The organism is Streptomyces sp. NPDC043812 (genome assembly GCF_056436245.1).
This window is the reverse complement of the sequence record NZ_JBWKCY010000018.1, coordinates 119690-143379: the sequence shown is the minus strand read 5'-3', so window position 1 is coordinate 143379 and position 23690 is coordinate 119690. Positions and strand designations below refer to the sequence as shown.

At 70.9% G+C, this 23690-nt stretch carries 22 protein-coding genes; 12 read left to right on the top strand and 10 right to left on the bottom strand.

Features of this window, described 5'->3' with window-relative positions; translation table 11 throughout:
- Positions 1-7: 7 nt before the first annotated feature.
- Both AC067Z_RS25825 and AC067Z_RS25820 read right to left on the bottom strand, forming a co-directional pair.
- Positions 8-946: an ACP S-malonyltransferase gene (locus tag AC067Z_RS25825; protein ID WP_478791976.1), complete on the bottom strand. Its 939-nt coding sequence runs from the start codon at positions 944-946 to the stop codon at positions 8-10.
- 89 nt (positions 947-1035) lie between these two features.
- On the bottom strand, positions 1036-2220 hold the full coding sequence (locus AC067Z_RS25820) for a PucR family transcriptional regulator (RefSeq protein ID WP_478791975.1): 1185 nt from the start codon (positions 2218-2220) through the stop codon (positions 1036-1038).
- Between the two features lie 97 nt (positions 2221-2317).
- Here AC067Z_RS25820 and AC067Z_RS25815 point away from each other — a divergent pair, with 97 nt between their 5' ends.
- Positions 2318-2971, top strand: coding sequence for a pirin family protein (locus tag AC067Z_RS25815; protein WP_478792020.1), 654 nt, complete (start codon positions 2318-2320; stop codon positions 2969-2971).
- Between the two features lie 15 nt (positions 2972-2986).
- Here AC067Z_RS25815 and AC067Z_RS25810 read toward each other — a convergent pair whose 3' ends face one another.
- Positions 2987-4174 carry a L,D-transpeptidase gene (locus AC067Z_RS25810; protein ID WP_478791974.1) on the bottom strand — a complete coding sequence of 396 codons (1188 nt, stop codon included), beginning with the start codon at positions 4172-4174 and terminating at the stop codon, positions 2987-2989.
- Between the two features lie 185 nt (positions 4175-4359).
- Between AC067Z_RS25810 and AC067Z_RS25805 the strand changes: the two genes are divergently transcribed.
- From AC067Z_RS25805 to AC067Z_RS25785, 5 genes are read left to right on the top strand one after another with little or no spacing between them, the layout of a single operon-like run.
- Complete coding sequence (locus AC067Z_RS25805; protein WP_478791973.1) at positions 4360-5538, top strand: lipid II:glycine glycyltransferase FemX; 1179 nt, start codon at positions 4360-4362, stop codon at positions 5536-5538.
- The gene (gene murJ / locus AC067Z_RS25800; protein ID WP_478791972.1) at positions 5463-7172 is read left to right on the top strand and encodes a murein biosynthesis integral membrane protein MurJ; all 1710 of its coding nucleotides are present in this window, start codon (positions 5463-5465) and stop codon (positions 7170-7172) included. The genes AC067Z_RS25805 and murJ overlap by 76 nt, the downstream gene beginning before the upstream one ends.
- Before the next feature lie 48 nt (positions 7173-7220).
- Positions 7221-7904, top strand: a complete 684-nt coding sequence (locus AC067Z_RS25795) for a response regulator (protein ID WP_478791971.1) — start codon at positions 7221-7223, stop codon at positions 7902-7904.
- A 38-nt stretch (positions 7905-7942) separates the two neighbouring features.
- The gene (locus AC067Z_RS25790; protein WP_478792019.1) at positions 7943-9433 is read left to right on the top strand and encodes a sensor histidine kinase; all 1491 of its coding nucleotides are present in this window, start codon (positions 7943-7945) and stop codon (positions 9431-9433) included.
- A complete protein-coding gene (locus tag AC067Z_RS25785; protein ID WP_478791970.1) occupies positions 9430-10005 on the top strand; it encodes a hypothetical protein in 576 nt (191 codons plus the stop codon). The genes AC067Z_RS25790 and AC067Z_RS25785 overlap by 4 nt, the downstream gene beginning before the upstream one ends.
- An 81-nt stretch (positions 10006-10086) precedes the next feature.
- Here the strand turns inward: AC067Z_RS25785 and AC067Z_RS25780 are convergent, their stop codons facing one another.
- On the bottom strand, positions 10087-10905 hold the full coding sequence (locus AC067Z_RS25780; RefSeq protein WP_478791969.1) for a serine hydrolase domain-containing protein: 819 nt from the start codon (positions 10903-10905) through the stop codon (positions 10087-10089).
- An 82-nt stretch (positions 10906-10987) separates the two neighbouring features.
- Positions 10988-11467: a GNAT family N-acetyltransferase gene (locus tag AC067Z_RS25775; RefSeq protein WP_478791968.1), complete on the bottom strand. Its 480-nt coding sequence runs from the start codon at positions 11465-11467 to the stop codon at positions 10988-10990.
- A gap of 87 nt (positions 11468-11554) precedes the next feature.
- On the opposite strand from AC067Z_RS25775, the gene AC067Z_RS25770 reads away from it, so the two are divergent.
- Together AC067Z_RS25770 and AC067Z_RS25765 are read left to right on the top strand one after the other, a co-directional pair.
- Positions 11555-12022, top strand: a complete 468-nt coding sequence (locus AC067Z_RS25770; protein WP_478791967.1) for a MerR family transcriptional regulator — start codon at positions 11555-11557, stop codon at positions 12020-12022.
- 5 nt (positions 12023-12027) lie between these two features.
- Positions 12028-13041 (top strand): aldo/keto reductase, encoded by a 1014-nt coding sequence (locus AC067Z_RS25765; protein ID WP_478791966.1) that lies wholly within the window; start codon positions 12028-12030, stop codon positions 13039-13041.
- Between the two features lie 146 nt (positions 13042-13187).
- Here AC067Z_RS25765 and AC067Z_RS25760 read toward each other — a convergent pair whose 3' ends face one another.
- From AC067Z_RS25760 to AC067Z_RS25750, 3 genes are all read right to left on the bottom strand, one after another.
- Positions 13188-14072, bottom strand: a complete 885-nt coding sequence (locus AC067Z_RS25760; protein WP_478791965.1) for a DUF4429 domain-containing protein — start codon at positions 14070-14072, stop codon at positions 13188-13190.
- A gap of 66 nt (positions 14073-14138) precedes the next feature.
- Positions 14139-15359, bottom strand: a complete 1221-nt coding sequence (locus AC067Z_RS25755) for an alpha/beta hydrolase (RefSeq protein WP_478791964.1) — start codon at positions 15357-15359, stop codon at positions 14139-14141.
- A 126-nt stretch (positions 15360-15485) separates the two neighbouring features.
- Positions 15486-16178, bottom strand: coding sequence for a TetR family transcriptional regulator (locus tag AC067Z_RS25750; RefSeq protein WP_478791963.1), 693 nt, complete (start codon positions 16176-16178; stop codon positions 15486-15488).
- Between the two features lie 116 nt (positions 16179-16294).
- Between AC067Z_RS25750 and AC067Z_RS25745 the strand changes: the two genes are divergently transcribed.
- Entirely contained in the window at positions 16295-17911 is a 1617-nt protein-coding gene (locus AC067Z_RS25745; protein ID WP_478791962.1) for an MFS transporter, read from the top strand.
- Positions 17912-18112: 201 nt separating this feature from the next.
- A complete protein-coding gene (locus tag AC067Z_RS25740) occupies positions 18113-18481 on the top strand; it encodes a peptidase inhibitor family I36 protein (RefSeq protein WP_478791961.1) in 369 nt (122 codons plus the stop codon).
- Here the strand turns inward: AC067Z_RS25740 and AC067Z_RS25735 are convergent.
- On the bottom strand, positions 18462-19280 hold the full coding sequence (locus tag AC067Z_RS25735; protein WP_478791960.1) for a potassium channel family protein: 819 nt from the start codon (positions 19278-19280) through the stop codon (positions 18462-18464). The two genes, AC067Z_RS25740 and AC067Z_RS25735, sit on opposite strands and share 20 nt — an antisense overlap.
- Positions 19281-19362: 82 nt before the next feature.
- Entirely contained in the window at positions 19363-22095 is a 2733-nt protein-coding gene (aceE, locus tag AC067Z_RS25730; protein WP_478791959.1) for a pyruvate dehydrogenase (acetyl-transferring), homodimeric type, read from the bottom strand.
- Positions 22096-22590: 495 nt separating this feature from the next.
- Between aceE and AC067Z_RS25725 the strand changes: the two genes are divergently transcribed.
- A complete protein-coding gene (locus AC067Z_RS25725; RefSeq protein WP_478791958.1) occupies positions 22591-23031 on the top strand; it encodes a DUF3052 domain-containing protein in 441 nt (146 codons plus the stop codon).
- A gap of 111 nt (positions 23032-23142) precedes the next feature.
- Positions 23143-23601, top strand: coding sequence for a peroxiredoxin (locus AC067Z_RS25720; protein WP_478791957.1), 459 nt, complete (start codon positions 23143-23145; stop codon positions 23599-23601).
- Positions 23602-23690 lie beyond the last annotated feature (89 nt).

The following is a 23690-nucleotide window of genomic DNA, read 5'->3' as shown; positions in this document are numbered from 1 at the left end:
CTCCTTGTCAGGCACCCGCCGCACCGGCGGCGGATGAACCGGTCTCGGCGAGCAGCGTGCGGGCCGCGTCGAGGTCGTCGGGCGTCTTCAGCGCGAGTGTCTGCACACCGGGCAGACCGCGCTTGGCGAGGCCGGTCAGGGTGCCACCGGGGCAGACCTCGAGCATGGCGGTGACGCCCTGCTCCTTGAAGGTCTCCATGCACAGGTCCCAGCGGACCGGGTTGGCGACCTGGCCGACCAGACGGGCGACGACGTCGGCGCCGTCGGCGACGCTCCGCCCGTCCTTGTTCGAGACATACGTGACGGCCGGGTCCGACACCGTCAGGGCCTTCGCGGCCTCCGCCAGCTTGTCGACCGCGGGCGCCATGTGGTGCGTGTGGAACGCCCCCGCGACCTTGAGGGCTACCACCCTGCGGACGCCCTCGGGCTTGTCGGCCTCCAGGGCGGCGAGCTGCTCCATGGTGCCCGCGGCCACGATCTGGCCTGCGCCGTTGATGTTCGCGGGGGTCAGACCGAGCTTCTCGAGGTGGGCGACGCTCACCTCGGGGTCGCCGCCGAGCAGCGCCGACATACCGGTCTCGGTGATCGCGGCGGCCTCGGCCATCGCCAGCCCGCGGGTGCGGACGAAACGCAGCGCGGCGGTGTCGTCGATGACACCGGCGAACGCGGCCGCGGTGATCTCACCGACGCTGTGACCGGCGACCGCGCCCGGGGTGATGTCCCCGAGCGCCGCGGCGGACAGCAGTCCGGCGGCGACAAGCAGCGGCTGGGCGACGGCGGTGTCGCGGATCTCGTCCGCGTCGGCCTTCGTGCCGTAGTGGGCGAGATCGAGCTCGATGGCCTCGGACCAGGCCGCGATGCGGTCGGCGGCACCGGGGAGTTCGAGCCAGGGAGTCAGGAAGCCGGGCGTCTGAGCGCCTTGGCCGGGAGCGACGAGTACGAGCACCCTCACACTCTCTCTTGTCGACGGCCGCACCCGCCCGTGAGGACAGGGACGAAGAACCGTGAAGGGAATTGTCGGTGTTCCACAAAAGTCTATTGCTGGGTATCCCCCGCGGCCAAGCGCCCCAGAATCAGGGCGATCCGCAGAGTGAACGCCGAGCGGACATCCGACGGTGACCACCCGGTGACGTCAGTCACACGTCGGAGCCGGTAGCGCACGGTGTTGGGGTGCACGAACAGCATGCGCGCCGCGCCTTCGAGGCTGCTCGCCTGCTCCAGATAGACGCTGAGTGTCTCCAGCAGCGCGGAGCCTGCCTCCTCCAGCGGTCTGTAGATCTCCTCCACCAATTGCTCGCGCGCCGCAGGGTCCGACGCGATCGCACGCTCCGGCAGCAGATCGTCGGCCAGGACCGGCCGCGGGGCGTCCTGCCAGGCGGAACACGCCTTGAGGCCGGCCGCGGCGGCCTGCGCCGACCGGGTCGCCGCCAGCAGGTCGGGCACGATCGGCCCGGCGACGACCGGCCCGGCCGCGTACGGACCGATGAGGGCCTTCGCGACCTGCAGGGGGTTGTCGCTGCCGCCCGCGATCACCACCAGCCGGTCGCCCAGCACCCCGGTCAGCACCTGCAGCTTGGCGTGGCGGGCGGCCCGGCGGATCGCCTCCACCGTCAGCTCGCTGTCGCCGTCCGGCGCGGTGCCGAGGATGACGCACACATACTCGGGCGAGTTCCAGCCGAGCGCGGCGGCCCGGGACACGGCGCCCTCGTCGGCCTCGCCGGACAGCACCGCGTTGACCACGAGCGATTCGAGACGGGCGTCCCACGCGCCACGGGCCTCGGCCGCCTGCGCGTACACCTGGGCGGTGGCGAACGCGATCTCCCGGGCGTAGACCAACAGCGCCTCGCGCAGCACCGACTCGTCGCCGGGAGCGGCCACCTCCTCGATCGCGGCCTCCATGACCTCGATCGTGGTGCGCACCATCTCCACCGTCTGGCGCAGGGTGATCGCCCTGGTCAGCTCGCGCGGAGCGGTGCCGAAGACATCGGTGGAGATTGCCTGCGGCGTCTCCGGATGCCGGAACCACTCGGTGAAAGCGGCGATACCGGCCTGGGCCACCAGCCCGATCCACGACCGGTTCTCCGGAGGCATGGCGCGGTACCAGGACAGCGACTCGTCCATGCGCGCGATGGCGTTCGCGGCGAGCCGGCCGGACGACTGCTCCAGGCGGCGGAGGGTCGCGGTGTGCGGATGGGAGGCGTTCGCTGCAGGTTCGGGCACGGGGACAAGAGTGCCTTATCAGGACGCGTGGGCTAAGTGCCGGGGTTCTTGTTCATCGATCCGCCGCCTGCGGCTGCAGGGCTACCGTGGGGGCGTGATTTCCGTTCGGCGCGCCGGCGAGCGCCACATCGGCGGGGACCCCGAGGCCGGTATCGAGTCCCTGCACGCCTTCTCCTTCGGGCGTTTCTACGACCCGGACAATCTGCGCTTCGGCGCGATCCTCGCCTGCAACGAGGAGCGCCTCGCGCCGGGCGCCGGGTTCGACGAGCATCCGCACAGCCACACCGAGATCGTCACGTGGGTCGTCGAGGGCGAGCTCACCCACCGCGATTCGGCCGGGCACGCCACCGTCGTACGCCCCGGTGACGTCCAGCGGCTCAGTTCGGCGGGCGGTGTGCGGCACGTCGAACGCAACGACGGGCCCGACCCGCTGGTGTTCGTGCAGATGTGGCTCGCGCCCGAGGACCCGGGCGGCGAGCCGTCGTACGAGATCGTGCGCGGCATCGCCGACTCCACGCCCTACGCACTGCCCGAGGCGCGGGCCATGCTCCACGTCCGGCGTCTGGCCCCCGGCGAACGGACCGCGGTACCGGACGGGGCGTTCGTGTACGTCCACGTGGTGCGCGGCGGCATACGGCTCGCGGGCGAGCAGCTCGAACCCGGGGACGCGGCGCGGCTCACCGACACCGACGGGCTCGAACTGGCCGCGAGCGAGGGGGCCGAGGTGCTGATGTGGGAGATGGGCGGGTGACGCGCAGCGGCCCCGTCAGCGCAGTGCGCTCTTCGTCTGCCAGTCGGCCCACGACACGTTCCAGGCGCCGAAGCCGTTGCCCGGCGCGACCGTCCCCTTGGTGTCCGCGCCCTTGATCTCGAACGGGTCGCCCGGGCGGACCTGTGCGTAGAACCAGGAGGCGTCGGCGGTGTTCATGCCGATGCAGCCCGAGCTCTTGTTGGCCCGGCCCATCCACCTGGCGTTCCAGGGTCCCGCGTGCGCGTACATGCCCGACCAGGTCAGCCGCATCGAGTAGTCGACCATCTTGTCGTAGGCGTCGGCGAGGCCGACCGTCTCGGAGTTCATGTTGATCGTGCCCTCCTTCGACATCAGCACGGCGGTGCCCCGCCAGGACCTCTTGTCGCCGCCGGGGGTGCCGCCCGAGACGGGGATCTTCCGCACCACGCTGCCGTCGCGTTCCAGGGTGAGCCGGTGGCTGTCCAGATCGACCTTCACGATCTGGCGGGCGCCGACCGTGAACGAGGTCGCGTAGTCACGGACGAACCAGCCGCCGGCGCCGCCGGAGTCGGTGCCGTTCAGCTCGGCCTCGAGGGTGACCTTCGTGCCCGGCTTCCAGTACGCCTTCGGCCGCCAGTCCACCCTGTCCCTGCCCGACCAGTCCTTCATCCATCCCCACGAGCCCTCGGTCGAGTTCGAGGTCGTGATCCGCAGTTGCTTCTCCACGTCGGCCTTGTTCGTCACCGGGTTGTCGAAGACGAGCGAGACCGGCTGGGCGACGCCGACGGTCGTGCCGGCACCCGGGCGCCAGTCCACCTTGTTGACCTTGCCGGCGGGTGCGGTGGTGAAGGACGACTCGGTGGTGCGCTCCGTGCCGTTCCCCGTCCGGCTCACCGCCTTGACCTTGTACGCGGCCCCGGGCACGGACTTGCGGGCCGACAGCCAACTGCCCCCGTCCGCCGACACCTTGCCCGCCATGGTCCGGCCCTCGGAGTCCGTCACGGTCACCGAGGCGAGCGTGCCGCCCGTGGCCGTGACCTTCACCGGATCGCCCGCCCTGATCCGCTCGCCGCTCGGCGTGACCGTCACGGTCGCAGGGCGGTCCTCGACCGCCCTGTCGCCGGGCTTGCCGTCGGCGGCAGGCGTGCCGGTTCCGGACGAACAGGCAGCGAGCGGTGCAAGCAGCACCGCGACCGCCGCGACGCGCACACGTATGTGGCTCAACGGATTCCCCCGTCACGAGTAGTGGTGATGGAGGCGACTGTAGGACCGGGAAAGCCCAGGTGAGCGGCGGTACGGCTGTATGACGGCCACTGGTGGGAAACGGTCATCGTCCGGTCACATTCGGCGCTCGGCCCGGTCACGCGTGCTTGTGAGCATCTCGGCATTCCCACAGAGAGGCTCACATCGTGACAGCGCTCCTCGTGACGCCCGGCCCCACCCACAAGGTGCGCCTGGAACCGGTCACCGCCGAGATCTACCGCTCCTTCCTCGCCTCCGGCACGGGCACCACGCTCGGGCCGGGCTTCCTCCAGTGCCCCTCCTGGGCGCAGGTGAAGGAGGGCTGGCGGCCCTTGCTGCTGGGCTGGGGGCAGGACCCGGCGGCCGGGCGGCTGTCCGGGGCCGCGCTGGTGCTGCTGCGCCAACTGCCCGGCACCCGTAAGTACTTCGCCTACCTGCCGGAGGGACCGGTCGCCGACTGGGCCGACCCCGGGATCGACGGCTGGCTGGACCCGCTGCTGAGCCAACTGCGTACGGCGGGCGCCTTCGCCGTACGCATAGGGCCGTCGCCCGCCTACCGGCGCTGGGACGCCCCCCGGCTCAAGGCGGCGGCCGGGCCCGGGATGCGGCTGTCCGACGTGCTCGCCGGCGAGGTGGACCCGCTCGGCACGGCCGTCGCCGAGCGGCTGCGCGCGCGGGGCTGGCAGCGCTGCGGCGGTGACGGAGGCAGTGACGGCGACGCCCAGCCCCGGCACGTCTTCCATGTCCCGCTCGCCGGACGCACGGTGGACGATCTGTGGGCCGGGCTCAACCAGGAGTGGCGGCGCAACGTCCGCCGCGCGCAGAAGTCCGGTGTGGAGGTGGTGACCGGCACTGCCGCGGACCTGCCGGAGTTCCACCGGCTGCTGCGCGTCACCGAGGAGCGCGACGGCTTCCGGCTCGGCCGCTCCCTGGAGTACTACCAGCGCCAGTACGCGGCCCTCAACGCGGAGGAGCCCGGCCGGATGACGCTGTACCTCGCCCGCCACGAGGGGGAGACACTGGCGGCCCACACCATGATCCGGGTCGGCCGCCGGGTCTGGTACCAGACGGGCGCCTCCGCCGACCACCGCCGCGAGGTCCGCCCCTCCAACCTGCTGCAGTGGCGGATGCTCCAGGATGCCCAGGGACTGGGCGCCGACGTCTACGACATGCGCGGGGTACCCTCCACCCTCGACCCCGACGACCGCCCGTACGGGCTGCTGCGCTGGAAGCTCGGCACCGGTGGCGAGGTCGTCGAGACGCTGGGGGAATGGGAGAGACCGTTGGACGGGACCGCCAACCACGCGCTGTACCGCGCCTTCCAGGCGTATCTGGCCCGCCGGTGAGCGCCACCACCACCCGCGAGGTGACGGCGAAGGCGCCGTCGGCTCTGCGCAGCGGCGCGGTGATGGCAGCCGGCTCCGTCGTCTCGCGCGCCACGGGGTTCGTCCGGTCCGCGGTCGTCGCCGCGGCCCTCGGGCTCGGCATCGTCGCGGACGGGTACCAGGTGGGCAACACCCTGCCCACCATCGTCTACATCCTGCTGCTCGGCGGCGCGCTCAACGCCGTGTTCGTGCCCGAGCTGGTCAAGGCCGCGAAGGAGCACGAGGACGGCGGCGCGGCCTACACCGACCGGCTGCTGACCGTGTGCGTGCTCGCGCTGCTGGTGCTGACGGCGGCAGCGGTGTGGGCGGCGCCCGCGATCGTCGACTTCTACGCGGACTACGCGCCCGAACAGCACGCGATGACGGTCGCGTTCGCCCGCTACTGCCTGCCGCAGATCTTCTTCCTGGGGCTGTTCACCCTGCTCGGGCAGGTGCTCAACGCCCGCGGCCGGTTCGGCGCGATGATGTGGACACCCGTCCTCAACAACACCGTCGTGATCGCCGTGTTCGGCCTCTACCTGGCCGGTGCGGACGGCGGGACACTCACCGGCGGCGAACAGGCACTGCTCGGCTGGGGCACCACGGCAGGCATCGCCGTCCAGGCCCTCGCCCTGCTGCCCTCGCTGCGCGCCGCCCGCTTCCGCTACCGGCCCCGGTTCGACTGGCGCGGCAGCGGGCTGACCCGGCCGCTGCGGTCGGCCGGGTGGCTGGTGCTGCTGGTGCTCACCAACCAGGCCGCGTACTGGGTCACCACCCGGCTCGCCACCTCCGCGGGTGCGCGCGCCGTGACCGAGGGTGTCGAGGGCGCCGGGTTCAGCGCGTACAACAACGCGTACACGCTGTGGCTCGTGCCGCACGGCATCGTCACCGTGTCACTGGTCACCGCGCTGATGCCGCGGATGAGCCGCGCCGCGGCCGACCAGGACACCGGCGCGGTGCGCCGGGATGCGGCGTACGCGCTGCGCACCACCGGCGCCGTGATCGTGCCCGCCGCCTGCGCGCTGCTGGCGCTCGCGCCGCCCGTGACGGCCATGGTCTTCCAGCACGGGGTCACCGGCGCGGACGACACCGCGGCGATGGCGGGCATCCTGATGGCCTTCGCCCCCGGACTCGTCGCCTTCTCCGGACAGTACGTCCTGTCCCGGTCGTTCTACGCGCTGTCCGACACCCGGACCCCGTTCCTCCTGAACCTGGTGATCGCGGGAATCAACGCGGCCCTGTCCTTGGCCGCGTACCTACTCCTCCCTGCACGCTGGGCGGTGACAGGCATGGCGGCCGGGTACTCGCTCGCCCTCTGCGCCGGCTGGCTGGTGACGGCGCACGTGCTGGGCCGCCGCCTCGCGGCCGGGGACGGGCGGACGCCGCTGTGGCGTTCGCCGACGCTCGCCGCGCAGGCGCGCCTGGTGGTGGCGGCGATTCCCGCGACGGTGCTGGGCCGCCTCGCCGCCGACTGGGCCGCGCCCGCCGGTTCGGTCGCGGCAACGGCGGCCGGTGCTGTCGGCGTCGCCGTGACGTTCGTGCTCCTGGCCCGGCCCCTGCGCCTTGCGGAACTGTCCGCGCTGACACAGCGTCTGCGCCCACGACGACGCAGGTGAGCACCCGCCCTGCCCCCACCCCCACTTGCTCACGGAAAGACTCCGCAGATGCCACGTGTGCTTCTCATCGAAGACGACCCCTCGGTACGCGAGGGGGTCGAACTCGGGCTGCGCCGCCGTGGCCACGAGGTCCGCACCGCCGCCACCGGTGAGGCCGGCCTGGACGCGCTGCGCGAGTTCCGGCCCGACCTGCTGCTGCTGGACCTGATGCTGCCCGGCATGAACGGCGTCCAGGTGTGCCGCCGTGTACGGGAGAACAGCCAGCTGCCGATCATCATGCTCACCGCCCGCGGCGACGACTTCGACGTCGTCATCGGTCTGGAGGCCGGCGCCGACGACTACATCGTCAAACCCGCCCGCACCGAGGTGATCGAGGCCCGTATCCGGGCCGTGCTCCGCCGCATGGAGGAACCGGGCGGGAGCAGGCCCGGCATCGAGCACCACGGCGAACTCGCCATCGACCGTGCCGGGCTGACCGTGGCCAAAGCCGGCACACGCCTCGCGCTCGCGCCTTCGGAGCTGAAGCTGCTGCTCCATCTGTCCGCAGCCCCCGAGCAGGTCTTCAGCCGCCAGCAACTGCTGGAACACGTCTGGGAGCACAGCTACCACGGCGACGCGCGGCTCGTCGACGCCTGCGTACGGCGGCTGCGCACCAAGATCGAGGACGCGGCGGGCACCCCCCGCTACATCCAGACCCTGCGGGGCTTCGGCTACCGCTTCGGACCGCTGTGACCGACCGCCGAACGGCCGACCGCCGAACCCCCGACCGCATAACCGCAGACCGCCGAACTCCCGGCCGCGTACGCCGGATCGCGCGCTTCGGGCTGCGGACGCGTCTCGTCCTCGCGTTCCTGCTCGTCGCCGCCGTCAGCGCAGCGACGACCGCTGCCCTCACCTACCGCGAGGCACGCAGCGCCGTCCTCGCCACTGCTCAGGACACCGCGGTCACCTCGTTCCGCGAACAGGTCGAGACCCTCGCCCCCGCGCTGCCCGTCGAGCCCGACAACCTGCGCGAGATGCTGTACGTGATCGCGAGCAAGTCCAAGCCGCATCCCTGGGTCGTCTTCGCCGAGTACGGCTCGCTGCGGGTGTCCTCCGGTACCAGCCCCACCTCCTCCGTCATCACCCCCGAGCTGCGCCGCACCGCGCTCACCTCGTCGCACGGCAGCTTCGAGAGGGTCGTCAAGGACGGTGTCCCGTACCTGACGATCGGGGTGCCCGTCGTCACCAAGGTCGGACAGGACGGCACCCTGCCCACGGGGCTCGTCCTGTTCGCCGTGATGAGGATGACCGACGAACAGGCCAATGTCGACGCCCTCGTCACCGCCGCCCGCGACGGGGCGCTGCCCGGTCTCGCCGTCGCCCTCGTGCCCGCGCTGCTCGCGGCCCGCAGCGTGCTGCGGCCGGTCAGGGAACTGCGCGGCGCGGCCCGTTCCATGGGCAGCGGCAAGCTCGACACCCGGATCCCCGTCCGCGGCCGTGACGAACTCGCCGATCTCGCCCGTACGTTCAACGAGTCGGCGGGCGAACTCGAGCGTTCCGTCGACGAACTCCAGCAGGCCGAGGCCCGCGCCCGCCGCTTCGCCTCCGACGTCTCGCACGAACTGCGCACCCCGCTCGCCGGGATGCTCGCCGTCACCGAGGTCCTCGACGAGGACGCCGACGGCCTCGACCCGGACACCGCCCGCGCGGTACGGCTGATCAGCGCCGAGACCGGCAAACTCGCCGTCCTGGTCGAGGACCTGATGGAGATCTCCCGTTTCGACGCGCGCGCCGCGGAGCTCCACACCGACGAGGTCGACGCGGCCGAGACCATCCGCAAGACCCTGCAGCGCCGACGCTGGACCGACCGGGTTGCCACCGACCTGCCGGACGGCATCCGTGCCCGCCTCGACCCGCGCCGCTTCGACGTCGTCGTCGCCAACCTCGTCGGCAACGCACTGCGGCACGGCGCCGCGCCCATCACCGTACGGCTGCGCGCCGCCGAGAGCGAGGACGGGACGCCGCTGCTGGTCACCGAGGTCTCCGACAGCGGACCCGGTATCCGGCCGGAGGTTCTGCCGCACATCTTCGACCGCTTCTACAAGGCGGACGCGGCCCGTACCCGCTCGTCCGGCAGCGGTCTCGGGCTGGCCATCACCCAGGAGAACGTACGTCTGCACAGCGGCACGATCTCGGCCCGGAACGGGCCGGAGGGCGGCGCGGTCTTCACCGTCGAGATACCTCTCACTCCCCCCGGCGCCCAGGAGGCCACGGCATGAGGCTCCGCCTGCGACGTACCGTCGCTGCGCTCGCGGCACTGCTGCCGCTCACCGCCTGCGGTATTCAGGAGACCGACGTCATCGAGGCCGGCGGCCCGGCGACGATCGACGTGCTGCCCGCACGGGAGGTGAGCATCCTGCTCTTCTTCCTCACCCCGGACGGCGCCCTGATCCCGGTGCCACGGACCGTGAGGGAGAGCGGGTTCGGCGGCACCTACACCGACAGCAAGGCCCCTGCCCGTCCACCGGCGAAGGTCCTCGCCGCGCTGTTGGCCGGCCCGAACGAGGGGGAGCGGAGGGCCGGCCTGCGCAACGCGCCCTCCCTGCCCGCTGCTGAGGTCCGGATGGAGATCACGGTGTCCGGTGGCGAGGCGGAGGTCAGGGCGCAGACCCGCCTCGGTGCCCTGACGGGACCGGCCAAGCGCCAACTGGTGTGCACCGCCGCGTACGCGGAGGGCGCGGACGGCACCCTGCGGGTGACGCTCCGGGGTGAGGACGGCCCGCTGTCGCCGGCCCAATGCGACGTCCGGTCCGGACCGGCACCGACGGCGGGGACGCAGCCGCGCCGGTGACCCGGGGACCGTGCGGGCTTCGTGTACGCGTATCCCGGCGGTCCGGAATCCGCGTACACAACCGAACGACGGCCCTCGGTCCTATCCGCGCCGCAGCTCGGCCAGAACCGCGTCCGTGAACGCCGGCCACGCCTCGACCGCCCACGGGCCGAAGGCGCGGTCCGTGAGGGCCACGCACGCCGCCCCCGCGTCCGGGTCGATCCACAGGAACGTGCCGGACTGGCCGAAGTGGCCGAACGTGCGCGGGGAGGAGGAACTGCCCGTCCAGTGCGGGGACTTGGCGTCACGGATCTCGAAGCCGAGACCCCAGTCGTTGGGCTTCTGGTGGCCGTACCCCGGCAGGATCCCGGACAGCCCGGGATGTACGACGGTCATGGCCTCCAGCACCGTGCGCGGATCCAGCAGCCGCGGGGCCTGCACCTCGGCCGCGAACCTCACCAGGTCGTCGACCGTCGAGACGCCGTCCTTGGCGGGGGAGCCCTCCAGGGTCGTCGCCGTCATACGGAGCGGCTCCAGGACGGCCTGGCGCAGATAGTCCGCGAACGGGATCTCGGTCGCCTTGGCGATGTGGTCGCCGAGCGCCTCGAAGCCCGCGTTCGAGTACAGCCGCCGGGTGCCGGGGGGCGCCATGACGCGGTGCTCGTCGAAGGCGAGCCCCGAGGTGTGCGCGAGCAGATTCCGGACCGTGGAGCCCTCGGGCCCGGCCGGCTCGTCGAACTCGATCGCACCCTCCTCGTACGCCACCAGCGCGGCGTACGCGGCGAGCGGCTTGGTGACGGAGGCGAGCGGGAAACGGTGGCCGGTCGGCCCGTACGAACCGACGACGGTCCCGTCCGCGCGCACGACGGCGGCCGCCGCGGTGGGTACCGGCCAGTTCTCGATCATCGCCAGGCTCTGCATGCGTACGAGCCTAATTCCCTGTCGGCGCGGCAGGTGACGCCGGGTGCGCCCCGCAGCCTGATCGCGCCGGGTCGGGGGACCGTCATCGGGGCGGCTCGGGGAGCCTCAGCCTCATCGCCGGGTCCGGGGTGCGGACGAAGCCCAGGGAGGCGTAGAGCGGTTCGCCCTGGGGCGACGCGCGCAGGTCGATCCTGCGGACGCCCCGGTCGCGGAACCAGGCCAGCAGGCCCTCCACGCACGCACGTGAGAACCCCCGGCGGCGCATGTCCTCGTCCGTCGCGACGCTGAAGACGTAGCCGCTCGTGCCCTCGGGGTTGCCCGGTCCGCCGAGGCGGTACTCGATCGTGCCGACGGCGCAGGCAGCGAGGCCACCGCCGGGGCGGTCGACGACGTATGCCGTGAGGCTCGCGTCCGGGTCCGAGAGCCGGTCGCGCAGCGTCGCGACCGCGGCCGGCTGCCAGCCGACATCGGGATGCGGGCCGAGGTGCGAGTCCTGCATGACCTTGCGGAGGCGGACAAGTTCCTCGGCATCTGCGGGTACGGCGCGGCGTGCGGGGCTCATGGTCGGCCAGGCTATTTCGCGCCGCGGGCAAACTGCCATCCGATTCCGCTTGCTTGGAGTGCACTCGAAGGTTTTAGCGTGGAGGTCATGACGGTGATCGAGAGCACTCCGGCGGAAACGGTCGCACGGACGGACATCTGCAAGGCCGCGCCCCGCGCGCACCCACGGCCCGAGGGCCGGGACCGCTACACGATCAGCGAGGTCGTCGCCTTCACCGGACTCACCGCGCACACGCTGCGCTGGTACGAGCGGATCGGGCTGATGCCGCACGTCGACCGCTCGCATACCGGGCAGCGCCGCTTCACCAACCGCGATCTGGACTGGCTCGCGTTCGTCGGCAAGCTCCGGCTGACCGGCATGCCGGTCGCGGACATGGTCAGGTACGCGGAGATGGTGCGCGAGGGCGACCACACCTTCGAGGCACGCGCGGAGCTGCTGCAACGCACCCGCCGCGACGTCCTCGACCGGATCGCCGAGCTCCAGGACACGCTCGCCGTGCTGGACCACAAGATCGAGTTCTATGCGGACGCCCCGCGGGCGTCGGAGAGGGTCTGAACCCTATGAGCAACAACCGGATCGCACAGGTGCGTCTGGGAGCACAGGGGCCGCTGGTCGGTGTCCAGGGCCTGGGCTGCATGGGCATGAGCGAGTTCTACGGGGACACCGACGAGTCCGCCGCCAGGGAGACGCTCGAGGCGGCGCTCGCGGAGGGCGTCACCCTCTTCGACACCGCGGACGTGTACGGGCGCGGTGCCAACGAGGAGTTCCTCGCGCCGTTCGTGGCCGCGCACCGCGACGAGATCACGCTCGCCACCAAGTTCGCCATCGAGCGCACCGACGACCCCCACTACCGGGGCATACGCAACGACCCCGCGTACATCCGCCGGGCCGTCGACGCCAGCCTGCTGCGGCTGAAGACCGACGTGATCGACCTCTACTACATGCACCGGCGCGACCCTGCAGTGCCGCTCGCCGAGTCCGTCGGTGCGATGGCCGAACTGGTGGCACAGGGCAAGGTCAAGCACCTCGGCCTGAGCGAGGTCACCGGCCCCGAACTGCGCGAGGCGCACTCCGTGCACCCGATCGCCGCGCTGCAGTCGGAGTGGTCGCTGTTCAGCCGCGACGTCGAGCGCAGCGCCGTCGGCGCGGCGGCGGATCTCGGTGTGGCACTCGTGCCCTACTCGCCGCTGGGCCGCGGCTTTCTGACGGGCGCGTTCACCGACGCGGGCACGGACCTGTCCGAGGGCGACTACCGCCGCTACCAGCCGCGTTTCACCGGCGAGAACGCGAAGGCGAACGCGGCGCTCCTGGAGCCCGTCCACAAGATCGCCGCGGCGCACGGGGCGACGTCGGCGCAGGTGGCGCTGGCGTGGGTCCAACAGCGTGCCCAGGCCCACGGCCTGGCGGTGGTCCCGATCCCCGGCACGCGCAAGGTGAGCCGCCTGCTGGAGAACGTGGGCGCGACGCGGCTCACGCTGAGCGGGGAGGAGCTGGCGGAGCTGGAGCCCATCGGCGCGTCGGTGGCGGGGGACCGCTACCCGGACATGTCGTCGACGTCGGCGGCACGGGAGTGACGCGGTCTCAGGCATGACGCAGGCGGGGGTGGCGGGGCAGGGCGTCACCCCCGGGTCGCGGGGCGATGTCGCACCGGGGTGCGACAGGAGCGGCTCCCCGTGGGCGGGTGAGGCACCGTGGGCGGGCGGAGCCCGGTGGAGGAGCGTCACAGCTCCGCCAGCAACTCCGCCTTCTTGCGTGTGAATTCCTCGTCCGTCACCAGCCCCGCCAGATGGAGATCTCCCAGGTGCCGTATGCGGTCCGCGATGTCCGCCGGGTCGCGGCGCGCCGCGGGGGCCGTCAGGGCGGGGGCCGGGGTCAGGGCCGGGTTCTGGGCGCGAACGGCTGCCAGCACCGCCGCCGCGAACGGCAGCGATTCGTGCACCGGCCCGTAGCCGAGGCCGAACACCACAGCCGCCGGGTCCTGGTCGGCCTGCGCGGGGGCGGCCGCGGGTGCCGGCTCGCCGCAGGCGCCGCGGCGCAGCAGCCGCAGATAGCCCTCGAAGACCTCCGGCGAGCGCCATTCGACGCCGCTCAGCTCGGACACCGCGAAACTCTGGTCGCCCGCCTTCCACTTGGCGGTCGACGCCCCCGTCCAGAACCAGCGGAACGCCACGCGCGAGCCGTCGAACGAGGCTTTGCCGTCGTACGCCTTGAAGCCGAGCGGTGCCTCGGGGGGTGCCACCAGGTACTGCTCGGCGTCCCGGTCCGCGTCGCGGCCGAGCACGGCGCGCAGTTCGTCGGCGTAGTACTCGGCGAGCGTCTCGCGATCCGCCGGCAGCACCAACCGGTAGGGGTCCGAGCCGTCCTTCAACTGGCCCGCCGCCGCGTCCATCAGCGGATCGGCACCCGGTCTGGGCACAGCCCGCAGGACCACCGTCCCGCGCTTGCCCGGAGCGAGCGTCACCGCGGCCAACGCCTCGTGCGGGATTCGTCGTTCGCGCAGCGCCGAGAAGAGCTTCGGTGTGCGGATCCCCCGTTCGAAGCGGATGAGCACGGAGTCGGTGTCGAACTCCCAAGTGGCTTGAATTCCGGCCAGCACATCACCCATGTGCCTCATCGTATGCGGCCGACGCCTGTCCGTCGCCCCTCGGTCGCGAGCCCGTTCCACGACGCTCTACGCGCGTCCGCCCGCTGCCTCGCCGGAAATACCACTGCGGCACGTGTCATCGTCGTCTGCACAGCTGATGCTGCCGTACGAACCGACGCCGATGTCGGCGAAGTTGTGGACGCTCTCCGTGCCAGGCTCGAAATAGCCGGTATGACCCTGTGCGCCCGCAGCGGAGACGACACGCGCCCCGAATGCCGGGGTCACCGGGTCCTCGCCGTGCCCGAGTCCGCCGACCTCCAGATGCGGCACGTCCTGGATCCAGTCGTCACTGTCCCGCATGGCCCACACACGGGCGGCGGTTCGCAGGTCGGAGACGCTCTCGGCACGCATTCCGGGGCTGCCGGCGACCGCGACGTCCGCGACCCGCGCGGGCAGGCTCGGGGCGGCGACACCGCATACGACGGAGCCGTAGCTGTGGCAGAACAGTGAGACCTCGGAGTTGCCGGGCAGCGCCTCGGTGAGCGCGGTGAGCCGCACGGCGCCGCTTTCGGCGAGCCGTCCGATGGCCGAGTCGACACCGAGGCCGACGGGAGACGTGTAGTCGGCCCAGGCGACGACAGCAGTACGTATGCGGGGTGCGGCGGCCCGCTCCGCGGCGTAGAGCGACTGCGCCATACCGACCGGGGCGGAGTACTTGCGCGCGGTCTTCTGGAAGCTGAGCAGATTGGTGTCGACGCCGGGAACGATCACGGAAACCCGTTCGGCGCGGTCGAGATCGCCGAACACCTCGGCGACGCGGCCGGGGCCGGTCGGGTCGAAGGCGAGGATCTGACGTCCCTTGTCCATCAGCACCTCGAAGCGGTGCATGCGACGCACCGCCTCGTGATGGCCGTCCGCGGTGAGGCCCGGATCGGCCACGCGCTTCCGCTCGTTCGCGAGAGCGGTGGCGAGCGCCTCCCGGTTCGCGCGGTAACGCAAGGTGACCGGTGCCCCGTTGAGGTTGCCGACGACATGCGGGAAGTCGGCGGCCAGCCGGGCGCGCTTTCCGGCGCCGATCGACGCGAAGAAGGCGGTGACCCGTCCCGGCTCCTCACCCGGTGCGGGGAGCGCCCTGGAGCCGAGGCGGAGCTTGCTCCAGTTGACCAGTTCCGCCTCCAGCGCCGTCTGTGCGCTGCTCTGATGTCTTATCGCAGTCCATCCGGTGGTTGCCAGCATCATGAAAACCACCGTGAGAGCGAGCAGAGCGCGCCATACGGTCGGGGCGGGAGCGGAGTCGAAGGAAGTCACTGCGGGACACCCTAGGAGAAGTGTGGGCGGCCACGCGAAGAGGGTGAGGCAGATCACGTGTGAAGGGGGGAGTGGTGGGGGATTGGGTGACGTTCCGTGCGCGGGGCGTGCGCACGGCGCACCCCCTCAGATCCCCTGCGTTCCTGCTCCCTCTTCCGGCGTACCTGTCCCCGTACGCCGCGTCCCCGTACGCCAGTTCTGCGCGAGCGCCGGTCCCAGCTGGTCGAGATACGTCTCCGTGAGCGTCCTGATCGCCTCCATGCTGGCGTCCTCGCCCTGTCCCCACAGTCGGCCGGTGACGCGCATCACCCCGCCGAAGGCGGCCACGGCGATCCGCGGGCGCGGATCCGCTTCCACGTCCAGCCCCTCGCGTTCGGCGATCAGCCGGGCCAGCAGTTCCTCCGTCTCGGCGGAACGCCGCAGATGTGCGGCGAGCAGCGCCGGCGTCGATTCGATCATCAGGAAGCTGCGCATGTGGAGGTCGACCGGAACGATCTCGGCGACGGCCTCCCCGATCGTCTCCCAGGAGGCGAAGACGGCGTTGCGCAGTGCCTCGAACGGCCCCTCGTCCGAGGGTCGTTCACGCAGCGCCGCGATGTAGTGCGACTCCATCAGCGACTGGACGGCGAAGGCGACGTCCTCCTTGCTGGCGAAGTAGCGGAAGAAGGTGCGCTGGGAGACCTCGACCGCGTCCGCGATCTCGTCGACCGTCGTCTGTTCGTATCCCTGGGTGGTGAACAGTTCGAGGGCCACGCGCACCAGGGCGTCACGGGTGCGCTGCTTCTTGCGGGCGCGCAGTCCGGTCGGCTCGACCGTCACTTCACCGTCCTCTTTCCGACGCTTTCGACCAGCTCAGGGTACCTGTGAGCCACGTGACAGTTACCGACTAGTGAACTCGTTTGTCAACTGTCAGTCGCTGACATTAGCCTCCCGGTATGACTAGTCAGACCACCGTCGAAAAGGCCCCGGGAGGGCCGGGGAATCCCCAGGACACCATCCCGGCACCGGCCAAGGGGCTGCGCGGCCACCCCTGGCTGACCCTGTTCTCCGTGGCCATCGGCGTGATGATGGTCGCGCTGGACGGCACGATCGTCGCGATCGCCAACCCCGCGATCCAGAAGGACCTCGGCGCATCCCTCGCCGACGTCCAGTGGATCACCAACGGCTACATGCTCGCCCTCGCCGTGGCGCTGATCACGGCCGGCAAGCTCGGTGACCGCTTCGGCCACCGCCAGACCTTCCTGATCGGTATCGCGGGCTTCGGCGCAGCCTCCGCGGCCATCGGCCTGTCCGACTCCATCGCCCTCGTCATCGCGTTCCGCGTGCTCCAGGGTCTGTTCGGCGCTCTGCTCATGCCGGCCGCGCTCGGCCTGCTGCGCGCCACGTTCCCCGCCGAGAAGCTGAACATGGCGATCGGCATCTGGGGCATGGTGATCGGTGCCTCCACCGCGGGCGGCCCCATCCTCGGCGGTGTGCTCGTCGAGCACGTCAGCTGGCAGTCCGTCTTCTTCATCAACGTGCCGGTCGGCGTCCTCGCGCTCGTCCTCGGCCTGGTCATCCTCAAGGACCACCGCGCGGAGAACGCGCCGAAGTCCTTCGACGTCCTCGGCATCGCGCTGCTGTCCGGCGCGATGTTCTGCCTGATCTTCCCGCTCATCAAGGGCGGCGACTGGGGCTGGGGCTCCGCGAACACCATCGGCCTGCTGGCCGCCGCCCTGGTGCTGTTCGCGCTGTTCGCGTTCTGGGAGACCAGGGTCGCCGAACCGCTCATCCCGCTGCGGCTGTTCCGCTCCGTCCCGCTCACGGCGGGCACCGTCCTGATGGTCCTGATGGCCTTCGCCTTCATGGGCGGCCTGTTCTTCGTCACCTTCTACCTGGCGAACGTGCACGGGATGAACGCCGTCGACAGCGGCCTGCACCTGCTGCCGCTGACGGCGATGATGATCGTCTCGTCGCCGCTCGCCGGCGCGCTCATCACGAAGTTCGGCCCGCGGGTGCCGCTGCTCGGCGGCATGGTGTGCACGGCCGTCGCGATGTTCGGCATGACCACTCTTTCGAAGGACACCGGCACACTCCCGATGTCCCTGTGGTTCGCGCTCCTCGGCCTCGGTCTCGCGCCGGTCATGGTCGGCGCCACCGAGGTCATCGTCGGCAACGCGCCGCTGGAGCTGTCCGGTGTCGCCGGCGGTCTGCAGCAGGCCGCTATGCAGGTCGGCGGCAGCCTCGGTACGGCCGTGCTCGGCGCGGTCATGTCGGCCAAGGTCAGCTCGGACCTGGCGGGGAACTGGACGGACGCCGGTCTTCCGGCCCTGAAGCCCGAACAGCTCGCCCTGGCGAAGGAAGCGGTCGAGGTCGGCGCGCCGCCGGTCCCGCCGGGCACCCCCCAGCCCCTCGCCGCGCAGATCACCGAGGTCGCCCGCGACACCTTCATGTCCGGCATGGGGATGGCCTTCACGGTCGCCGGCATCGTGGCGGTACTGGCCGCCGGGGTCGCGCTGTTCACCAAGTCCGGTGAGAACGCCGAGGCAGGTGCGGGCGGCGCCCACATCTGACGTCAACTCCGTGCGTACGACAGCCCCGCCGGGCATGCCCGGCGGGGCTGTCGCCTATCCGGGTGGTCCGCCCCGGGCCCTCTTCCGTCGCGCTGTCGTCGCAGGTCAGGCTGCGGACGAAGATCAGCACCGCACGAACGGTCCGCGGTGCCGCGAAGAACCCGCAGGACCGAACGACCGCACGACACGGGGGAGATCCGTATGCGCACGACCCTTCTGGCCGCCGCCCTGGCCGCCGCCGCAGTCCTGGCACCCGCCACCGCCGCCGCGTCCGCAGCGCCACCCCGCCTCGGTACCTGCGCCTCGGGCGAGCTGTGCCTCTGGGCGAAGAACGGCTTCCACGGCGCGCGCCAGGCCCATGAGCTCGCGGGCATCGACGTCGACAGCTGCGTACCGCTGCCGGCGGGCACCTCGGCGGCGTCGCTCGCCAACCGGACCGGGCGGCCGGTGACCACCTATCAGTCCGCGGAGTGCGCGGAGACGGGAGAGTTCGAGACCTATCCCGGCAGCGGTACCTGGGTACCCGAATCGCCGTACCGGGTCAGGGCGTTCAAGGTGTGGGAGAACTAGACCCCGTATCGCTCCTGGGTACCGGCACGCCGGTGCCCGCCGCGGGCGCTGCCGAGAGCCGGGCGACATCGGCCCGCAGCGCCCGCACCTCCGCGGTCAGCACCTCCAGGGCCTGCGCGTGCCGGCGCTCGGCGTCCTCGTCCTTGTCGAAACGGGCGATGAACCAGGCCGCGATGTTGGCCGTCACCACACCGAGCAGGGCGATGCCCGACAGCATCAGCCCGACGGCCAGCACCCGGCCGAGACCGGTCGTCGGCGCCATGTCCCCGTACCCGACCGTTGTCATCGTCGTGAACGCCCACCACAGGGCGTCGCCCAGCGACTGGATCGAAGCCCCCGGCGCATCGCGCTCCACCTCCAGTACGGCCAGCGCACCGAAGATCAGCAGCCCGAGACATGAGCCGGCGACATAGGTCGTCACCTGCACCTGCGAGGCCAGCCGTGCCCGCTGCCCGGCGAGCAGCAGCATCGAGACGAGCTTGAGCAGCCGCAGAGGCTGCAGCATCGGCAGCAGCACCGCGAGCAGAGCGAGCGGGTGGGACCGCACGAAACGCCACCGGTCCCCGGTGAGCCACAGGCGTACCGCGTAGTCGACGGCGAAGACGGCCCACACCGTCCAGTTCAGGGCGTGGCAGAGGTCGTGCACCCACCTCGCGGCATCCGGCAGGACCACCGGGACCGCGTAGGCCACGGCGAACACGACGGCCAGCCACAGCAGCGGCCCCTGAGTGCGCCGTTCCCACCGTTTCTGCGGGGAGGGCGGGGACGCTGCGCCGGGCTGTTCGGTCATGCCGAGCATCGTAGGCAGCCCGGACGGACGCCGGGGCGGCGGGACCTCGTCCGGTCCCGCCGCCCCTGCAGTCGTGCCGCCCGCCGAACGGCTACGCGTCGCCGCCGGCAGGCCCCGGGTCCGCCGCCGCCACGTCCAGCAGCTGGTAGCGGTCCACCGCCTGCTTCAGCACGCCGCGGTCCACCTTCCCCTCGCGGGCCAGCTCCGTGAGCACCGCCAGCACGATCGACTGCGCGTCGATGTGGAAGAAGCGGCGGGCCGCACCACGGGTGTCCGCGAAGCCGAAGCCGTCCGCTCCCAGCGAGGTGTACGTGCCGGGGATCCAGCGGGAGATCTGGTCGGGGACCGAGCGCATCCAGTCCGAGACCGCGACGAACGGGCCCTCGGCGCCGGACAGCTTCCGCGTCACGTACGGGACGCGCTGCTCCTCCTCCGGGTGGAGCAGGTTGTACCGGTCGACGTCGACGGCTTCGCGGCGCAGCTCATTCCAGGACGTCGCCGACCACACGTCGGCGCGGACGTTCCACTCCTCGGCGAGGATCCGCTGTGCCTCCACCGCCCACGGGACGGCGACGCCCGACGCCATGATCTGCGCGGGGATCGCCCCGGCCTCGCCCGCCCTGTAGCGGTGGATGCCCTGGAGGATGCCGTCGACGTCCACGTCGGCCGGCTCGGCCGGGTGCTGGATCGGCTCGTTGTAGACGGTGAGGTAGTAGAAGACGTCCTCGGCCTCGGGGCCGTACATCCGGCGCAGACCGTCCTTGACGATGTGCGCGATCTCGAAGCCGAACGCCGGGTCGTAGGCGACACAGCCCGGGTTGGTCGAGGCGAGCAGCTGCGAGTGGCCGTCCGCGTGCTGCAGCCCCTCGCCCGTGAGCGTGGTGCGGCCCGCGGTCGCGCCGAGCACGAAGCCGCGCGCCAGCTGGTCGGCCATCTGCCAGAACTGGTCACCGGTGCGCTGGAAACCGAACATCGAGTAGAAGACGTAGACCGGGATCAGCGGCTCGCCGTGGGTCGCGTACGCCGAGCCGGCGGCGATCAGGGACGCCGTGCAGCCGGCCTCGGAGATGCCGTCGTGCAGCATCTGCCCGGTCGGCGACTCCTTGTACGCGAGCAGCAGTTCGCGGTCCACGGCCTCGTACTGCTGGCCGAGCGGGTTGTAGATCTTCGCGCTCGGGAAGAACGAGTCCATGCCGAAGGTGCGGTACTCGTCGGGCGCGATCAGCACGAAACGCCTGCCGATCTCCTTGTCCCGCATGAGGTCCTTCAGCAGCCGGACGAACGCCATGGTGGTGGCGATCGACTGCTGACCGGAGCCCTTCTTCACAGCCGCGTACGTCTTGTCGTCCGGCAGCTCCAGCGGCTTCGCCCGCACGATCCGGGTCGGTACATAACCGCCGCAGGCCTTGCGGTGGTCGTGCATGTACTGGATCTCTTCGGAGTTCCGGCCCGGGTGGTAGTAAGGCGGCGCGCCGTCCTCGAGCTGCTTGTCCGTGATCGGGAGGTGCAGCCGGTCCCGGAATCGCTTCAGGTCGTCGACCGTCAGCTTCTTCATCTGGTGCGTGGCGTTGCGGCCCTCGAAGTTGGGCCCGAGCGTCCAGCCCTTGATGGTCTGCGCGAGGATCACCGTCGGCTGGCCCTTGTGCGCCTTGGCCGCCGTGTAGGCCGCGAAGACCTTGCGGTGGTCGTGGCCGCCGCGGCCCAGGTGCAGGATCTGCTCGTCGGTCATGTTCTCGACCATGGAGCGCAGCCGCTGGTCGTCGCCGAAGAAGTGCTCGCGGATGTACGCGCCGGTCTCCGTCGCGTACGTCTGGAACTGGCCGTCCGGGGTGGTGTTCAGCCTGTTGACCAGGATGCCGTCGCGGTCCTGCGCGAGCAGCGGGTCCCAGGAGCGGTCCCAGATGAGCTTGATGACGTTCCAGCCGGCGCCGCGGAACTGCGACTCCAGCTCCTGGATGATCTTGCCGTTGCCGCGCACCGGCCCGTCGAGGCGCTGCAGGTTGCAGTTGACGACGAAGGTCAGGTTGTCCAGGCCCTCACGGGCGGCGATGGACAGCTGGCCGAGCGACTCGGGCTCGTCCATCTCGCCGTCGCCGAGGTAGGCCCAGACGTGCGAGTCGGAGGTGTCCGCGATACCGCGGGCCTCCATGTAGCGGTTCATCCGCGCCTGGAAGATCGCGCCGAGCGGGCCGAGGCCCATCGAGACCGTCGGGAACTCCCAGAAGTCCGGCATCGACCGCGGGTGGGGATAGCTGGACAGGCCGTACGGGGCCTTCGACTTCTCCTGGCGGAACGCGTCGAGCTGCTGCTCGGTGAGCCGGTCGAGGAGGAACGCACGCGCATAGATGCCGGGGGAGGCGTGCCCCTGGAAGAAGATCTGGTCGCCGCCCTTGCCGTCGTCCTTGCCCCGGAAGAAGTGGTTGAAGCCCACGTCGTAGAGGGAGGCGGAGGAGGCGAACGTGGCGATGTGGCCGCCGACGCCGATGCCGGGGCGCTGCGCGCGGGAGACCATCACCGCGGCGTTCCACCGGGTCGCGTTGAGGATCTTGCGCTCGATCTCCTCGTTGCCGGGGAAGAACGGCTCGTCCTTGGTGGCGATGGTGTTGACGTAGTCCGTGCTGCGCATCTCGGGCACGGCGACGCGCTTCTCGCGTGCCCGCTCGATCAGACGGAGCATCAGGTAGCGGGCGCGCTCCCGGCCCCGCTCGTCGACGGCGGCGTCGAGGGAGTCCAGCCACTCCTGGGTCTCTTCTGGATCGAAGTCCGGGACCTGACTGGGAAGGCCGCCAATGATGATCGGGTTGCGATCGGATCCGGAAGCCACGCTGTTCCTTCGCTTGTTCGGGAGTCTGCCTCGACTGGATACGGGGAAGACGCGCTGACGTGATGTCGGTCGGGCTGTCGCACCGCCTCCATCGTGTACCGCAGGGAGGCGTACGTCATCTCTACCGAGGGGTAACCCCAGGACTTCCCGACATCGGCCCCGGGGCGTGCCCCGCTGGGGCGCCGCACCCTGGTGCGGGGCGGTCCAAATCGCAACCTTACGCTCAAGGCGGCCATGTGTTTCGTTCGGCAGTTCGGTTCCGATTGAGGGATCGAGGGGTAGGTATGCCGCAAAGGTGGCCGAAAGGTGTGGTCGGCATCGCGGTCGCGCTCCGGGAAGTGCCTGGAGTTGCGCCGACACGGCCGCAAACGTCACCGTTTCGGCGGTCTGGACGGCCGGGTACTTGCGCGATCCGCCCCGCCCGTGTGGACTACGGCCAATGCCGCGCGTACGCGTGCGGCCGAAGCATTTCCAAAAACGATCAGGAGGCAAGCCGTGAGCGCGACCGCGGACCACGCGGAGGAGCGGACCAACCCGGCAGCGAGGCTGGGGTTCGAGCCCGGACAGGTGGTCCAGGAGATCGGCTACGACGACGACGTCGAGCAGGAGCTCCGTGAGGCCATCGAGGCCGTTACCGGCCAGGAACTCGTCGACGAGGACTACGACGACGTCGCAGACGTCGTCGTCCTGTGGTTCCGCGACGAGGACGGCGACCTCACAGACGCACTGGTGGACGCCATCGGTCTGATCGACGAGGGCGGGGTCGTCTGGCTGATGACCCCCAAGACCGGCCGTGAGGGCTATGTCGAGCCCAGCGACATCAACGAGGCCTCCCAGACGGCGGGCCTGTCGCAGACCAAGAGCATCAACGCCGGAAAGGACTGGAGTGGCAGCCGGCTTGTCACCCCCAAGGGGGCCAAGTCAGGCAAGCGCTGAACCGCCGCACCCCGGCACACAGACACACGGCCCCCACCGACGCATGTCGGCGGGGGCCTTCTGCGTAGGGTGGGCATTCACCTGATCGGCTCACAGAAGGGACGCTTTTCCATGGCGATCGAGGTCGGCGACAAGGCTCCGGATTTCTCGCTGAAGGACAACCACGGCCGCACCGTCGCGCTCTCCGAGTTCCGCGGGGAGAAGAACGTGGTGCTGCTCTTCTACCCGTTCGCCTTCACCGGTGTGTGCACGGGCGAGCTGTGCGCCCTGCGCGACGAGCTGCCGAGGTTCGTCAACGACGACACCCAGCTCCTGGCCGTTTCGAACGACTCGATCCACACCCTGCGCGTCTTCGCCGAGCAGGAGGGCCTCGAGTACCCGCTGCTGTCCGACTTCTGGCCGCACGGCGAGACCTCGCGCGCCTACGGCGTCTTCGACGAGGACAAGGGCTGCGCGGTGCGCGGCACCTTCATCATCGACAAGGAGGGCATCGTGCGCTGGACCGTCGTCAACGGTCTGCCGGATGCCCGCGACCTGACGGACTACGTCAAGGCGCTCGAGACGCTCTGACTTCTCCCGGCGGGCTTGTCCCGGCGAACCGGCGGACGAAAGCCTGTTTCGTCAGGGAACCGGTCACTAGGATCCTTTCGTTGATCCGA